The 16,272-nt window shown below is 58.7% G+C and carries 13 protein-coding genes; 4 read left to right on the top strand and 9 right to left on the bottom strand.

Annotation, left to right across the window (positions count from 1 at the left end):
- Nucleotides 1–20 precede the first annotated feature (20 nt).
- The 4 genes from KDL09_RS14985 to KDL09_RS14970 all read right to left on the bottom strand — a co-directional run bounded on the left by KDL09_RS14985 (nucleotide 21) and on the right by KDL09_RS14970 (nucleotide 5,919).
- Nucleotides 21–2,513 (bottom strand): DUF1549 domain-containing protein, encoded by a 2,493-nt coding sequence (locus KDL09_RS14985; RefSeq protein ID WP_294386637.1) that lies wholly within the window; start codon nucleotides 2,511–2,513, stop codon nucleotides 21–23.
- A 131-nt stretch (nucleotides 2,514–2,644) separates the two neighbouring features.
- The gene (locus KDL09_RS14980) at nucleotides 2,645–3,049 is read right to left on the bottom strand and encodes a GxxExxY protein (protein ID WP_294386634.1); all 405 of its coding nucleotides are present in this window, start codon (nucleotides 3,047–3,049) and stop codon (nucleotides 2,645–2,647) included.
- Nucleotides 3,046–5,238, bottom strand: coding sequence for a sulfatase (locus tag KDL09_RS14975; protein WP_294386633.1), 2,193 nt, complete (start codon nucleotides 5,236–5,238; stop codon nucleotides 3,046–3,048). The genes KDL09_RS14980 and KDL09_RS14975 overlap by 4 nt, the downstream gene beginning before the upstream one ends.
- A gap of 90 nt (nucleotides 5,239–5,328) precedes the next feature.
- Nucleotides 5,329–5,919 carry a L,D-transpeptidase gene (locus tag KDL09_RS14970; protein ID WP_294386632.1) on the bottom strand — a complete coding sequence of 197 codons (591 nt, stop codon included), beginning with the start codon at nucleotides 5,917–5,919 and terminating at the stop codon, nucleotides 5,329–5,331.
- A gap of 166 nt (nucleotides 5,920–6,085) precedes the next feature.
- Between KDL09_RS14970 and lgt the strand changes: the two genes are divergently transcribed.
- From lgt to KDL09_RS14950, 4 genes are all read left to right on the top strand, one after another.
- Nucleotides 6,086–7,060 (top strand): prolipoprotein diacylglyceryl transferase, encoded by a 975-nt coding sequence (gene lgt / locus KDL09_RS14965; RefSeq protein ID WP_294386629.1) that lies wholly within the window; start codon nucleotides 6,086–6,088, stop codon nucleotides 7,058–7,060.
- Between the two features lie 70 nt (nucleotides 7,061–7,130).
- Nucleotides 7,131–7,706: an RNA polymerase sigma factor gene (locus tag KDL09_RS14960; RefSeq protein WP_294386627.1), complete on the top strand. Its 576-nt coding sequence runs from the start codon at nucleotides 7,131–7,133 to the stop codon at nucleotides 7,704–7,706.
- The gene (locus tag KDL09_RS14955; protein ID WP_294386625.1) at nucleotides 7,703–8,173 is read left to right on the top strand and encodes a hypothetical protein; all 471 of its coding nucleotides are present in this window, start codon (nucleotides 7,703–7,705) and stop codon (nucleotides 8,171–8,173) included. The genes KDL09_RS14960 and KDL09_RS14955 overlap by 4 nt, the downstream gene beginning before the upstream one ends.
- Before the next feature lie 12 nt (nucleotides 8,174–8,185).
- Nucleotides 8,186–9,367 carry a PDZ domain-containing protein gene (locus KDL09_RS14950; RefSeq protein WP_294386623.1) on the top strand — a complete coding sequence of 394 codons (1,182 nt, stop codon included), beginning with the start codon at nucleotides 8,186–8,188 and terminating at the stop codon, nucleotides 9,365–9,367.
- 84 nt (nucleotides 9,368–9,451) lie between these two features.
- On the opposite strand, the gene KDL09_RS14945 is transcribed toward KDL09_RS14950, so the two are convergent.
- From KDL09_RS14945 to leuS, 5 genes are all read right to left on the bottom strand, one after another.
- Entirely contained in the window at nucleotides 9,452–10,003 is a 552-nt protein-coding gene (locus KDL09_RS14945) for a glutathione peroxidase (RefSeq protein ID WP_294386622.1), read from the bottom strand.
- 74 nt (nucleotides 10,004–10,077) lie between these two features.
- Nucleotides 10,078–10,359, bottom strand: a complete 282-nt coding sequence (locus tag KDL09_RS14940; protein ID WP_294386620.1) for a hypothetical protein — start codon at nucleotides 10,357–10,359, stop codon at nucleotides 10,078–10,080.
- A 287-nt stretch (nucleotides 10,360–10,646) separates the two neighbouring features.
- Nucleotides 10,647–12,818, bottom strand: coding sequence for a 1,4-alpha-glucan branching protein GlgB (glgB, locus tag KDL09_RS14935; protein ID WP_294386619.1), 2,172 nt, complete (start codon nucleotides 12,816–12,818; stop codon nucleotides 10,647–10,649).
- A 10-nt stretch (nucleotides 12,819–12,828) separates the two neighbouring features.
- Nucleotides 12,829–13,809 (bottom strand): glycosyltransferase family 4 protein, encoded by a 981-nt coding sequence (locus KDL09_RS14930; protein ID WP_294386617.1) that lies wholly within the window; start codon nucleotides 13,807–13,809, stop codon nucleotides 12,829–12,831.
- 12 nt (nucleotides 13,810–13,821) lie between these two features.
- Nucleotides 13,822–16,272 (bottom strand): leucine--tRNA ligase (leuS, locus tag KDL09_RS14925; protein ID WP_294386615.1); only part of this gene is annotated, 2,451 nt, incomplete at its 5' end.

The raw sequence follows: 16,272 nt of genomic DNA, 5'->3' as shown, positions 1-16,272 counted from the left end.
TGGCTTTGGTGTGTGTTGTCTTACTGAATGAAAATAAACTGCTGGGTGTTGAGGAGGGCGAAAACAAGATCCTCCATGCTATTCAGCCCCTCGTCCTGAGCCTTGAGCCAGACCTGCTTCTCGGCAGTGGACGGCTTGCGGGAGAGAACGGTCATGTAGGCGGCCTCGACCTTGTCGTCCGGATACTGCGCCTTGTTCACCGTGAGCATCAACTGGCTGTACTTGCTGAGGATGTCGGGCAGGAGCGATCCATTCATCATGGCGAGCGCCTGCGGCACGCTGGCATCGTTGTTGGCGTTCTCGATCGTCTCACGATCACTCTGACCGAACTCGCGCAAGTAATGGCCACGCGGCGCGGGGCTTTGCTCTTCGGCCGCACGCACATACCGGCGATTGATGTTTTCGCGTGCGCTGATGTAGGAGCGCTGCTCTTTCTCTGGGATTCCGAAGAAGTCTGCCTCTTCCTTCAACGCAGCCCGGATCTTGTCAGAGATGGCCTGACGCTCTTCCTTGGTAAGCTCTCTACGGTCATAACCAGGAATCACGACTTTTTCGGCCTTGCCGCTGCTCGTCATCATCATCATATCACCGCCGCTCGACATGACCGGCGCATCATCAGCGCCAACCGGTGAACCTTTAGTGTTCAAGGCAACGGTTTGGAAGGGCTTTCCGGTGACTTTCTCATAGAGCTTCTTCTGTCCGGCTCCAATGACCTCGGCATAGGTCACCCGGCGGCCTTCGCCCTGGATCCGGTTCACCTCATTACGGATGTCCTTGTACTTCTGCTCCAAAGCGCTCGCCTTGGCCAGAGCTGCTTGCTTGGCCGGACCATCCGGCATGGCATCGGCCTCGTCAGCAGCCTCTTTGTAGGCGGTGCGAGCCTCGGAATACAGCTTCTGCTGCTCGTCCGTGCGGGCCCGATTTCTACCGTAAACCTCGGCGGCCTTTTTAAGCCCCGCGAGAGCCTCTTCCGCTGACAGAGCGTCAATGCTGTCTGCGATTTTCTTGGCCTGGAGGATACGCTGCTCCATGGCGTCACGATTGGCCTGATTGATCATGTCCGGGCTGGGATTAATCAGCGTGACAAATGAATCCCACATCTGCTCGGCGCTCATTCGACGGAGCAGCGGGCCGGTGAAATGATAAACTTCGCCAGGAGCATGTTCCTGCCGTGTCACCTGAGCCTGATACGTCTTGGTGTTGTAGAGAACACGCAGCACCGCCTTCATGTCGTATTTGAGATCCACGACAAGCTTCTCGATCTGCTTTTCCATTTCAGGAAGCATCGGGGTGCTCGTGTCCATGAGTTCGTCGAGCGGCTCGATCAAGGCGAGACCAAAGACACGCTTCCAAAGGCGGTTGGCGATGACCGTGGTAAAGCGCGGATTCTGCGGACTGGTCATCCAACGTGCATAAGCCTGAAGTTGCGTCTCGCCCGGGAGGGCTTCGCAGGCATGGCCCATCATCGCAACAGGAGCGACCGAAGACTTCGGCTTGGCATCGCTGTACTGGTAGTCGTGTGGGAGAGTCGGCTGGCGGTCACGGTTGCTGACCGAGGTGTAGCGCATGGTGTTGCGCACATCAGTCATGGCTTCCTGATAGCTGCGCTGTTCCTTGCGGAGCTTTTCACGCGCTTCGTTGCGCTGCTTGTTCACCACCACCATCTTCTGCTCGTATTCCTTCATCTGACGGGTGTAGTCCTTTTCCAGCTCAGCAATCTGCTCTTTGGTCATCTTGCGGTCGGGCCTCACACGCTGGGGACGCTGCGGTTCCTTGATAGCTGCACGAGCGGCATCTTCCTTCTCCTTTAGCAGATCACGGACTCCGTCCATCGTGTCTCCGTAGTAATCCTGCGTCTGAACGCCGTAGGTAAAGGCGGCCATTTGGTAGAACTGCATCTGCGACCATTTGTCGAATGGGTGATTGTGACACTGAGCACACTCAATACGGGTTCCCAGAAAGACGCGCACGGTGTTGGCCATGTTGTCCAGCGGCATGCCGCGGTCGCGCATGTAGTAGCCGATGGCACCATTGTCCCAGGCCTTGCCCTGAGCAGCCACCATGTCACGAACAAACTGATCGTAGGGCTTGTTCTCGCGGAGGCTTTCTTTGACGAAGTTCGCATAGGCTGCACCGGTGATCGCGCCTGTCTGATTGCCATTCGTGGTCAGACGCAGCACATCAGCCCAGTAGTTGAAGAAATGCTGAACATAGGCCTCGGAAGCGAGGAGTTTGTCGATCAGCTTTGCGCGCTTGTCAGCGTCCTTGGAAGCAAGGAACTCTTCCGTTTCGCGCGTCGTCGGGATGCGGCCGATGACGTCCAAGTAAATGCGACGGACGAAAGTGTTGTCGTCGGTGGCAGGATTGCCTTTAAGTTTATTGGCCGCCCAGTCCTTGGCGAGAATGGAATCAATCTCTTTGGCCGCCGCCGCCGTATCCGATTTGCTTGCGGCAAAAGCAGGGTAGGAAAGCAAACTGAGAGCTATGACTGGAAACAAGAAGGGATTCTTCATGGCCGGGAAAACGCCACGAAAAAGCGACTTTTTCACAATCCAGGCATAAAGATAAAATATCTCAATCCCTTACCGATCCCTTTTTCACCCCCCATTTGGGATTAGAAGCCCCAACAGCGGGCCCCCGCTCGTCAGGCCACCCCTCCCTGGGGCACCTCGCGGCGCTTCACGGTAACCTGATGAATCCCCTTCCGCAGGCTGCTGACATTGAAATTGACGAGCAGTCCGGCCTTAAACCGGCCCAGTTTCACTTTGGATTCGAGCTCCTGCTGCTCCCGCTTCGAAACATCCTCTTGCGATCGAACCAACAACAGCAGCACCCCGCCGATGACAAAATCGAGGTAGGCTCCCGTCTTCACGCGACGGCCATGGTAGTCGAACTGCAGAGGCAAGTTGCGTTTGAAATCGAATTCCATTTCCCGCAGTTCGATGGCCAGACACTCATCATAGGCATCCCGTAACAAGCCCGGCCCCAAGGCACGATGAACATTCATACAGGCCCCGATGACGAGATGCGGCAGATCGGCGTCATTCATGGTGCTGTGGGCTGAAGGTTGTCCTCGCCGAGTATGCCGTAGATCTCTGCCGTCGTGCTCTGCTGATGAGTGGTCAGCCACCGATCCATGGCGGCGGCAAGGCGCGCCTTCACCTCCGGATAACGCAACTTCACATCACGCTCGCAATGAGGATCCTCCCGCAAATCAAACAGACGTTCGATCGAGTGATGCACTCCGGGCGTGCGGATGTATTTAAAGCGTTCGGTTCGAACACAGTGCTCCTTTGTTTTAAGCACCGCCTCCTGAAACTTGTCCTTGAGCACAAAATGAAAATCGAAGTCCGGGTCGATGAATGTGGTTTCATCCATGGGAGGGATGAAGAGAGGCTCCTCGCCCGGAATGGTGCGTTTGAAAAAAAGATAGCTGCTTTCGCCATAGAAGGCGAGGTCGAGGCTTTGCTTCTCTCCGCGAATGACCGGTGCCAGACTCGCTCCCTCAAAATGTGGTTCAGGAGGAACACCAACGAGGTCGAGCAGCGTCGGCACGAAATCGAGCGTGCGCGCGATCTGCGAATGACGCTGCGGCTGATCGACGCCTGGAATGTGGAAGATGGCAGGAACGTGGTTGGCCTGATCCCCGCCGTTGAAAGTGGTTCCGTGGCCGAAGGTGCAGTTTGGCTCAAAGAGGTCGTCCCCGTGGTCCCCTGTGATGAGAATGATCGTGTCATCCATCAACCCCTGCTTCTCGAGTTCCGCCACCACACGACCCACGGAGTCGTCGAACATGCGCACACAGCCGTCATACAAAGCTGTAATCTGCTCCACCTCCTGCCTCGGAAGCTTGCTCCACTTCTCATTGATGTCCGTGCCGCCGATGAACTGGTCCACGTTCAGTGCCAGTTCGTGTTTGTGCGGCCCGGCGTATTTGGGATCTGTCCAAAGTCTCGCGTAATGTGTCGGCGTTTTATACGGCAGGTGCGTGCAGGAATAGTAGCCAAACAACAGAAACGGTTTCCGGTCGGCGGCACGTTGCTTGAGACGGTCAATGACCTGGTCAGTGACGACCTCCGGCGTCATGTAGTTGGCGAACGATTTGAGCTTTGGGAACAGCATGTGTCCCACGCGATTGTCGAAGAACAGCGGCAGGATCTGATGATGCAGGAACACCGCCTCGCTCATGTACACGCGGAAGTTGTCGAAGTCGGAGACGATGATGTCCTTGAATCCCATCGGCAGTTCGGTGAAGCCGCAGGCGCACCAGTCGCCGATCACCGCCGTGTCATAACCACGCCGTTGCAGCTCAGCGCCTAGCGACGGCGCTTCACGGTTGGCGTGATCCACCATCGCCCGGTTCGGGAACATGTGCCGCACCCCGTGGGTGTGGGGATACTGCGAGGAAAACATGCTGGTGAGAGATTCCAGCGTCGAGGCGATCGGCGTCAGACAGCGTTGAAAATTCACTCCCTTCGCCGCAATTCGATCGATGTTCGGCGATGTCAGACGGTGATAGCCGTTGCAGGAAAGATGATCAGCGCGCAAAGAGTCGGACCCTAGAATCACGATATTCTTCGGACGCTTCTTGCCGCCCGCCAGTTCACCTTCAGCCGGCACATGGCCCACGCCATACCCGCTCACCACCAGCAGCGCCAGGATGCCTGCGACAGACCCGATGCTAAAGAGCAGCGGTCGAGCTGCACCTGCGAACCACCGGCGCAGCTCAAAGAGATAGAACCCCGACGCCGCCACGATGGCGGTCAAAGGGAAAACATGCGCAATCAAGACATGCACCGCATCCTGCACGCCCGTGCCAAACAAGCGGCCTAGGGCGTCATACCAGCCCAGCAGGTAGCTATAGTCCCCAAAAAACGGCTTCGCCAGCATCAGCTTCACGATGAAAAACCCGTACAACAGCCCGGCAAAGAGAAGCGTGCGCCATACCACCCCCCAGCGCTCAAAAGACCGCACGCTGCCCCACATCCGCACCAAGGGATAAATCACTGCCACGTAGCCCGCCGCCACCAGGAAGTAACCTTTGAGCACGACCAGATTGCTCCACACGAGGAACCACCAATGGTGTTGAACCGCCACCTCGGAAAAGCGGTTGTTAAAGCCGTAGGAGCTGAAGGCAAAGCTCAAGATCGCCCCCACGTACCACGCCACTAACGTGCCAAAAACCGTCAGTGCGACGGTTTTCAGAATCTGACGACGCTTCAGGATGGGTTTGGACATGCGTATCTGTGGAATGGCGGACCTCGCTCATTACGACACCCCATTCATATCTCAATCCCTTCTTCCCTCAAGCCCGTCTCCGGTGTCACTTCATGGCGACAATTGCTCCGGAGACGGCAACTTCCCGAGCACGATGTCCACCCGCGCCCCAACCTTCACCCATTTGCACAAAGCGATGATGTCCGCAGAAGCCATCCGCACACAACCATAGGACGCCGGAGTTTTCAGCTTCGATTCCTCCGGCGTGCCGTGGATGTAGATCGCCCGGTCCAGTGCCCACTCATTTTGCCGTTCCAAGCCACGCAGACGCAGCACGCGGGTCACGATCGGATCACGCCCGGGAGCGTCCACCGGCACAACTTCCCCCGTCGGTTGACGGGCCTTCAGCTTCGCTCCCGCCGGGAGTCCCTTGCCCACGATCTCAACCACCTCCATTCGTCCCAACGGCGTCTTGTAGGATCCCCGCTTGTTGCCCACACCAAATCGTGAAGTGCTCACCGGATACAACCGTTTCGGCTGGTCCCGGTCAAACGTCACCAGCATCTGCTCCGCCACGCTCACCACCAATCGCTGATGGGTCACAGGAAACGCTTTCCGCACCTCCTCCACAGATGTCACCCGGGTGTGATGACAGGCTGTCAGCCCCAGCGCGCAAAGCAGCCGGCTTGCTTGGAATGCCATCGCGATTCCTTTCATTTTCCCAGCATAGCGCATCCGTGGGATTCGCAAAACCTCCCGATGGTTTAATTCGGATCAACAGCCTCACCGATGCATTTCGCCTTTCCATCCAGAGCCACCAGTCATCTGCGGTGATTGGCGGCAAAGGTACATTTTGTTCCTTGTGCGAATGCGGGTCCCGTCCAAGCGTGAAGGAATGTTCTTTGCCTATTACCTGCACGATCTGAGCCCTTTTGTGATTCGATTCACGGACAAAATCGCCGTGCATTGGTACGGACTGGCGTATGTGCTTGGCTTCTACCTGACGTATCGGGTGATGCTGTTTCTCTCCAAGCGCGGACTGTGTGAGATCAAACCGGACGCCGTGGCGGATTTCATCACGATGGTGTCACTCTTCGGCCTCGTGCTGGGTGGCCGGTTGGGCTACATGGTGCTATACAACTTCGACGAGTTCATCCATGCGCCATGGACGTTTTTCCTGCTCAATCAGGGCGGCATGGCGAGCCATGGCGGCATCGCTGGCACGACACTGTTCTGCGGCTGGTATGCGTGGAAGCACAAGATCTCATGGGCGGGCATCGGTGACTCCATCGTGTGCGGCGCACCGCTCGGAGTGTTTCTCGGACGCATCGCGAACTTCATCAATGGCGAGTTGTTTGGCCGGGTGACGAACGTGCCATGGGCGGTGAAATTCCCAACGGAACTCCTGCACGAGGACTTCTATCGCCAAGGTGGACAGCCGGGACTGATCCCCGAGGGCATGCAGCACAGCCCGGAAATCATCGATTACTTTGAGAAATATCGCGGTGGGCGTGCCGAATTGGAGACGATTCTGCATCCGCGACATCCCTCGCAGCTTTACGAAGCACTCGGTGAAGGACTGCTGCTGAGTGCGATCCTTATTTTCCTGCGTCTGCGCTTTCCCTGCATGCGCCAGGGCATCATCACCGGACTGTTTTTCATCTTCTACGCCATCGCACGCATCGCACTCGAGTTTGTGCGCCAGCCGGACAGCGGATCGTCGCTCATCTTGGGCCTGACCAAGGGCCAGTTCTTTTCGACGTTCATGTTCATCGTCGGCGGATTGTTCATCGGCTACGGCCTGAAGTGGGGCAAATCTCCACAGGGCATGGTGAAGGCCTGATTTTCGGCTTTTCCACACACGAAAACCGAACTGGGAGGCGTTAGGCAGGTTGAAAACACCTGCCTCCCGCATGGAAACCGCTTTTGACTGGAAACGAACCTTCGAGCAAGTCGCTCCGCAGCTGGTGCTGTATGCGCGTCAGCTCGTCGCGTCCAAGTCGGACGCCGAGGACGTGGTGCAGATGGCCTTTGTGCGCTGGTGGCGTCGCTTTCCGGAGGGCGACAGCCACCACATTCCCCTTCTCTACGCCGCCGTGCGCACGATCGCCCTCGATCAACGACGCTCGGACACCCGCCGTGTGAACCGCGAGGCGAAGTCTGACATCGCCGTGGCCGGTGAGAACGCGCCCACCTTTGATCCGCTGCCCGGCCAGCAGGAAGTGGCGTCCATCGTCGAAAAAGCCCTCCACGATCTACCACAGGAACAACGCGAGGTCGTCACCCTCAAGCTCTGGGGAGACCTGACCTTCAACCAGATCGCCTCGATGACTGGTGACTCTATCAACACTGTGGCGGGCCGTTACCGATATGCCCTGCAGGCGATGCAGAAGAAGCTGGCTCCCCTCAAAGAAGAACTTCTCGGCGAATCCAACACTCCCACCGCCAACATCCTGCCTTTCAACACCCCCAAGGAGGCCTTGCCATGAACCACGACCCTGACGACAACCGCTTCGAAAACCTCCTGCGCGACCTGACGCCCGCCGCTCCATCTACCGCCCTTTCAAAGCGCGTCGATGAAGAACTGAAACTCGACATGAACTGGCTTCAAACAAACCGCCGTCCTCATCACATCCCGCAATGGCTCGCCTCGGCAGGCTGGGCAGCCTTGGGTGCGGCAGCCGCCATCGTCGTGATGAGCCACCTGGCGCAGCAGGCGCCGACGGAAGCGTCCGTGGCGACCACCACGCCCGCCGTGTTGCCTGTCTCCACCATTCGTGAATGGGAAGATGTGCAGGACGAAGGCATTCATTACAATCCGCAACACCTTCCCGAGCAGCATGTGACGCTGATCGCTCGCGAACGCCAGACATGGATCGATCCGCGCGACGGTGCCCAGATGATTGTGGAATATCCACGCGAGCAAAAGCTGGTGCTGCCGATTTCATTCCAATAGCCCCCAACCACCATGAAACTCAAACACACGCTTCTCATCGCCTGCCTCGGCACCGTACCGTTGTGCGCTCAGCAGGTGGACTCCAAAACGGAGGTTCGAAAATCGGAAACCTCCTCCGGCGACGCTGGCGGCACCGCCACAGCCACGGTCACCGTTATTACCAATGGCGATGGCACGGTCCAGACAGAGACACGGAGTTCGAAGTCCCAATCCCAAAAGCCACAGAGCACCCGCCGGGTTGGCCCGTCGCCCCAGGAAGATCAAAAGCCGGTGGCTTACATTGGCGTGCTCACACGCGAAGTGGCCCCCGAACTGCGCTCGCAGTTTTCGCTGCCAGAAGGCTTTGGCCTGATGGTGGACGAAGTCATGCCCGATTCTCCGGCAAAAGCGGCCGGATTGAAGCAGCACGACATCCTCGTGAAATTCGAAGATCAAAATCTCGTGAACATGGAGCAGCTCATGACCCTCGTTCGGGCGAAAAAGAAAGGCGATGTCGTGAATCTCGATGTCATCACGGGCGGCAAGAAGACCCAGGTGCCGGTCACGCTTGGAGAGCGCATGGTGGCCGCCAACGAGCATCGCGTGCAATATGGATTCGGAGGCTGGCCGCCCCACGGCATGCCCATGTTCAATGGTGAAGTATTTCGCGGCGACCTCCGGAACTTCCAAAACCACAGCCGGGAATTCAGCGAACACATGGAGCGCTTCCAAAAGGACATGCGCGAATACGAAAAGCGCATTCAGGACTGGGCGAAAGCGAATGACGGCTCCCCCATGCCCAAGCCACCCGCCCTCAATCCGCCACCACCGCACGCCCCGCCGCAAATGCAGTCCACGAACCCTCCCGAGAGCAACGAGAGGCAGTTCAACTTCAATGAATCTCACGCCGCCACCAACGTCACCCGACGCGATGACTCCGGCGAATACACGCTCAAAAACGAGGGCGGCAAAACCACCTTCATCGCCCGCCCGAACAACGGCAAGGAACAAAGCTGGCCCGTGAACACGGACGATGAACGCAAGGCAGTGCCACAGGAGTTCCGTGAAAAGCTGCGCATGATGGATGGCGCCCGCGGCGGTATCCACATCGATATCCGCCCCGCTCCCGGTGCACCCCGGGATTCCGATCGACGAGATGGCGGCGGCAATCCTGCCCACTCACAGCGTCCGAAGGGACGCCCCACGTCGGCGTGACGTTCACCGTTGCGCTCAGGCCATGAAGAAAGCTGCGACAGCACATGCCGTCGCAGCTTTTGCCTTTGAAAGACGCCAAACCAGTTACTTCGCCGCGAGGGCTTCCTTGATCGCGGACACGACTTCCGGAGAATCCGGTTTCACCTTGGGTTCGAAGCGCTTGAGGATCTTGCCGTCCCTGCCGACGAGGAACTTGCCGAAGTTCCACTTCACATCCCCGGGGAACGGCGACTCGGGGCCGCTCAGCACTTGATAAAGCGGACTCTTGTTCGGGCCTTTGCAGGTGACCTTGTCAAACATGGGGAAGGTCACCTTGTATTTCGTCGAGCAGAATTCTTTGATCACTTCATTGGTTCCCGGCTCCTGGCCGCCGAAATCATTGCAGGGAAAGCCGAGAACGGCGAGCCCCTCCTTGCTGAACTCCTGATTGAGTTCCTCAAGCTGCTTGTACTGCGGCGTGTTGCCGCACTTCGAGGCGACATTGACGATCAGCATGACCTTCCCCTGATAATCCTTCAAGGAGGTGTCTTTGCCGTCAATGTCCTTCAGCGAGACATCGTACACGGATTTGGGAGCGTCCGCCGCACTGAGCGCAACGGCGGTGAGAAGGATGGTGGCAAGGGTGGGCAGTTTCATGGGACGACATCAACGCTGCATGGAAGTCCGGTGTTGCGAACGACCTTCGGACTCATCATGCAACCACGCTTGCTTCAACGCAGGAATATCCGGCGCAGGCAGAACATGAGACCGAGAAGTCCCAGCAGGGGCAGCAGGACATAGCTGAAATAGTCGTCCACACGGGCGTCACCGCTCAGGTGGTTCGCGATTTGTTCAATCTCCCGATTATGATGTTCTCTCACCACGTCTCCGGTTGATGGAGCGGCCTGAAGCAATGCCGGCGTGGCAAGCAGGCTGAACAGAACCACTCGCCCCCAGATGAAGTAGAGGCTGCTATTATGCGGCAACGCAGGGAATATGGAAGGTATCTGCATCGATACATAGCCAAACAGTGGCTGTTCTTTTAGACGCTCCGCTTAAATAGTCATGCGCTAATTTCAGAGAACACCGCTTTTATTCCGAACACTCCTAGGCGCATCCCCCAGAACTTGGCATTACCGAAGCACACAAGCAGTCTGCCCATCCTCGGACGGGAACAGGAACTGCCGCCGGGATGACCTGTGAGAAACCCGAGGCCGAAGGCCGAGGGAATCGAAATCCTGAAAGCCTCAAACAGCAATTCTGCTGCGATGACCCGCCGGAACACCTCTGGCACCCTATCCTACCGCCCGAGCACCAGCGTGCCGAGCGGCGGCAGATCGACAACGATGCTCCAAGGCTGCCCCTGCCACGACACATGCTGCGCTTGAAAACCAGCACCCGCACTCACACCCGAACCGGCGTAGTTGACCGCATCACTGTTGAGCAGTTCTCGATAGCTGCCAGGATCTGAGACACCCACACGATAGCCATGGCGCGTCACCGGAGTGGCATTGACGAGCACATAGACCTTGTCGCCGTCGGGCGAGGAACGTGCAAAGGCGAAAATACTGTTGTCTGCATCGTTCGCATCCAGCCACCAGAAGCCTCCGGCCTCGTGGTCTTTGGCGTGGAGAGCCGGACGCTTGGTGTAGAGGTGGTTGATATCCTTCACGAGGCGCTGCAGGCCGCTGTGCTCCTCGCCGAGGAAAAGATGCCAGTCGAGGCTGGCGTCATGCTTCCACTCGTTCCACTGGCCGAACTCGCAGCCCATGAAAAGCAGTTTCTTGCCCGGATGCGTCCACATCCATGCAAGGAACATGCGCAGATTCGCAAACTTCTGCCAACGATCGCCAGGCATCTTGTTGATCAGCGATCCCTTGCCATGCACGACCTCGTCATGGCTGAGCACGAGGATGAAGTTCTCGTCAAAGGCGTAGATCATCGAGAAGGTGGCCTCGCCATGATGATACTTCCGGTGCACTGGCTCGTGAGCCATGTATCGGAGGCTGTCGTTCATCCAGCCCATGTTCCATTTGAAGCCGAAACCCAGACCTCCGGAGTTTACCGGCTTCGAGACCCCCGGCCACGCCGTGCTTTCCTCCGCGATGATCGTGGTGCCCGGATGCTTCTGGTAACAGACAGAATTGAGCTCACGCATGAAGGCGATGGCCTCGAGGTTCTCGCGTCCGCCGAGGTGGTTCGGCACCCACTCGCCAGGATTGCGCGAGTAGTCGAGATAGAGCATCGACGCGACGGCATCCACGCGCAGGCCGTCGATGTGAAACTGCTCGAGCCAGTAAAGCGCATTGGAGATGAGGAAGTTTTTCACCTCATGCCGTCCGTAGTTGAAGATGAGCGTGCCCCAGTCCTGATGCTCGCCGAGGCGGGGATCTTCGTGTTCATACAAGGCGGTGCCGTCAAACTTCGCCAGCCCATGATCGTCCTTCGGGAAGTGACCGGGAACCCAGTCCAGAATGACGCCGAGACCCGCCTGATGGCAGCGGTCCACGAACTCGCGAAACTCATCCGGATTTCCGAAGCGGCTGGTCGGGGCAAAGTAGCCGGTCACTTGATAACCCCAGGAACCGTCAAACGGATGCTCGGCGATGCCCATGATCTCGAGATGGGTGAAGCCGAGTCCTTGGGCATACGGGATCAAATCATCCGCGAGTTCACGATACGAGAGCCAGCGGCTCCCCTCGTCCGTTTTGCGTTTCCATGAGCCGAGATGTACCTCATAGATGCTCATGGGCGAGTGATAGAGATCACGCTTCGTGCGGTTCTGCATCCACTCGCCATCGGACCAGCGATAGCGCTCCAGATCAAACGCGAGGCTGGCGGTCTGCGTGCCGTGCTGGCTGAAGACGGCATACGGATCGCTCTTCATCCGCAAGTGACCGTGCTTGTCCACGAGTTCGAACTTGTAGTGCGTCAACTCCTTGAGACCCGGAATGAAGATTTCCCAGATGCCGGCCTCGATGCGGTTGCGCATCACATGCACGCGACCGTCCCAGCGGTTCCAGTCGCCCACCACGGAGACGCGCTGCGCATTCGGCGCCCAGACGGCGAACTGGCAGCCAGACACGCCGCTGATGGTTTTGAGCCGCGCACCGAGCACTTCCCACAGGCGCTGGTGGGTGCCTTCGCGGAAGAAATACATGTCCTGTTCTCCAAGCAGCAGCCCGAAGGAGTAGGGATCGCTGAGGCGCGTCGATTCGCCCTCATGCGGGGTGACTTCGACCTCGTAAAGACCGCGTGGTGTCACCGCCTCGAAGAATCCATCGGGGTGCGTCTTCTCCGCCTCGATCCGTTCGCCCTGGCAGTGCACCGCCACCGAGGCGGCGTAGGGTTGAAACATTCGCACGACCTGCCTGCCGTCACCGACATCATGAGCGCCAAGAAACGCGAACACATTCTGATGCCGTGCCTCCAGCACGGCCTGGATTTCTTCCTTCTTCGAATAGGGGGTCATCGAAGTCCACTCATGGAGCCTTTCGACGGGAAAGCAACGGTTCGAGTTGCTCCCTGACGATCTTCTCCCAGCCCAGCCGTGCCATCAGTCCACGCCGCTCGCGACGCGCCCGGACCGCGGCATCGCCCCGGATCTTCCGGGCCATGCCCTTGGGCGACGCCGTGAGCTTGAAAAACGTCGCACCCACGGCCACTTCGCGATGCGCCGGAATGTCCGAGCAAAACACCGGCACCTGATGCAGCGCCGCCTCGATCAGCGGCAGGCCGTAGCCTTCCTGCGTGCTCGGGAAAAAGAGAGCATCCGCCATCTGGTAGAGGCTGCGCACGTCGTCGTCGCTCAAAACAGCCTTTTCGCCGAGGAAGTGTACGCGTTTCGTCACACCGAGATCTTTGGCCAGGCGTTTGAGTTCGCGAAAATACTTGAGGCCGTCTTTTTGATGCGGATCCGGCGCGGCGGTGACGAGATAAATCGCGTTCGGAAGCTCCGCGAGCACGCGCAGTCCGAGTTCGATGTTTTTGCGCCGAACGAAGCGTGTCGGCTGAAACAGCACCAGGTCAGCCGTTTCAAGCTTAAGCGCCGCAATCCGCTCGGTGAGGCCTAAAATGGCCGCAGCATCACAGCCGTTCGGAATGACGTGAATCGGCTCCTGCGTGTGTTTCGCGTATTCAGCCTTCCGATGTTCCGAAACGGCCACATGAACCGCCCGCGGCACCTTCTCCGCCCAGCGCACATCGTGCACCCAGTTGATCCAGCGAATGTCCGGACGCGCTTTCGTGAGTGCAATGAGTTCACTAGTCCACGCGAGGTCGAACGGCATCGTGAAGACATTGTGGACGATGACGACGTCCCATGTCGCCTCACGCCATTCGTTGCGTGTCAGGATTTCCACTTGGTGCCCCAGACTGCGCAACGCCTCCGCCTGCTCCGCGATCACACGCTCCACACCGCCGATGGTCGGCGGCTTGGAGTAATGGAGAATCGCGATGCGCATGACATCGAAGTGTTACACCACGATATTCACTAGCTTGCCGGGGACGACGATGATCTTCTTGGCGGGCTTGCCCTCCATGAATTCCTGCACGCGGGCGCTGGCGAGGGCGATCTGCTCGATCTCCTCCTTCGTGGCGGCGACGGGGACGCGGGCTTTGTCGCGCAGCTTGCCGTTCACCTGGAAGACGACCTCCACCTCGTCCTCGATGAGGGCGGCGGGATCGTAGGCAGGCCAGGTTTCGTCGCTGAGGAAGCGTTTCGCGGCCAAGGCGGGGAATTTGGCGCGGATCTGCGCGTTGAGCTCTTCGGCGAGATGCGGCGCGAAGGGGCTCAGCACCTTGAGGAAGGTCACGATGGCTCCCGCGGGCTTCACTTCCGCGCCGGTGAAGGCGTTCGTGCAGACCATCATCTGGCTGATCGCCGTGTTGAAGCTGAGCTTCTCGATGTCCTCGCCGCACTTCTTGATCGTCTCGTGCAGCGCTTTGGTGAGCTGCTTGTTCGCAGGCACGTCTTGCAGCGCCTTGGAGATGCTCCACACGCCTTCGTCATCGACTTCCATGACCAGACGCCACACGCGGGCGAGGAAGCGATACACGCCCTCGACGCCCTTCATGCTCCACGGCTTCACCTGCTCCAGCGGGCCCATGAACATCTCATACAGGCGCAGCGCATCGGCACCATACTCGCGCACGACGTCGTCGGGGTTCACCACGTTGCCGCGGGACTTCGACATCTTCTGACCATCCTCGCCGAGGATGAGGCCTTGGTTCACCAGACGCTGGAACGGCTCCGGCGTGCTGACATAGCCGAGATCAAAGAGCACCTTGTGCCAGAAACGCGCGTAAAGCAGGTGCAGCACGGCGTGCTCGGTGCCGCCGACATACAAATCGACGCCGCCGGGCTTACCGCCGCCCATCCAATACTTCTCCGCAGCTTCGCCGACAAAGCGCTCGCTGTTCCGCGCATCGCAATAACGCAGGTAATACCAGCATGAACCCGCCCACTGCGGCATCGTGTTGAGCTCGCGCTTCGCGGTGGCAGAGTATTGTACCCAGTCGGTGGCTTTGGAGAGCGGAGGCTCGGGCGTGCCGGTGGGTTTGAAGTCTTCCAAGGTTGGCGGCAGCAGCGGCAGCTCGCTTTCAGGGAGGCTGCGATGCTGGCCGTTCTCCCACACGATCGGGAACGGCTCGCCCCAGTAGCGCTGACGGCTGAAGAGCCAATCGCGCAGCTTGAAGTTGGTGGTGCCTTTGCCGAGGCCTTTTTCTTCGAGCCACGCCGCGATCTTCTTCTTAGCTTCCGGCGTGGGCAGGCCGTCGAGAAAGCCGGAGTTCACGGCGATGCCGTTGTCGGTATAACCTTGCCAATCGTGACCTTCTGGCGGCTGCACGACTTGTTTGATCGGCAGTTCAAACTTCTTCGCGAACTCAAAATCACGCTCATCATGCGCGGGCACGGCCATGATGGCTCCGGTGCCGTAGCCCATGAGCACGTAATCGGCGATCCAGATGGGGATGCGCTCGTTGTTCACCGGATTGATGGCGTAAGCGCCGGTGAAGACGCCGGACTTCTCCTTCGCCAACTCGGTGCGCTCGAGATCGCTCTTCCGCGCGGTCTTTTCGCGATACTCCTCGACGGCGGGGAGCTGCTCCTCGCTCGTGATTTCGTCCACGAGGCGATGCTCGGGCGCGAGGACCATGTAAGTGGCTCCAAACAGCGTGTCGGGCCGTGTGGTGAAGACGGTGATCGTTTCGTCGATGCCATCCACCTTGAAAGTGACATGCGCGCCCTCGCTACGGCCGATCCAGTTGCGCTGGAGCAGCTTGATGCTTTCCGGCCAGTCGAGGCCGTCGAGTTCGTCGATGAGGCGCTGGGCATACGACGTGATGCGCAGCATCCACTGGCGCATGGGGCGACGCTCGACGGGGAATCCGCCGACTTCGCTTTTGCCGTCCACGACTTCTTCATTGGCGAGCACGGTGCCGAGCTGCGGGCACCAGTTTACCGGCGCTTCGCTGACGTAGGCGAGGCGGCGATGGTCGATCTCCTCACGCGAGAGGCCCTGCGCTTCGAGTTCGCTGATCGGATGCGCCTTGCCATCGTCGCCGACGTAGGAGTTGTAGAGCTTCAGGAAGATCCACTGCGTCCACTTGAAGTAGCCGGGGTCGGTGGTGTTCACCTCGCGGTCCCAGTCGTAGGCAAAGCCGAGCGATTTGAGCTGCTTGGTGAAGTTCGCGACGTTTGCCTCCGTGGTGACGCGGGGATGCGTGCCGGTTTTGATCGCATACTGCTCGGCGGGCAGACCGAAGGCGTCCCAACCCATCGGGTGCAGCACGTTGAAGCCGGACATTTTCTTGAAGCGGCCGATGATGTCCGTGGCGGTGTAGCCCTCCGGATGGCCAACATGGAGGCCGTTGCCGCTCGGATAGGGGAACATGTCGAGCACGAAGTACTTCGGCTTCGAGGC

Origin of the sequence: Prosthecobacter sp. (assembly GCF_020439865.1) — a bacterium.
GTDB lineage: Bacteria > Verrucomicrobiota > Verrucomicrobiia > Verrucomicrobiales > Verrucomicrobiaceae > Prosthecobacter.
This window is presented reverse-complemented; position numbering and strand designations above follow the sequence as displayed.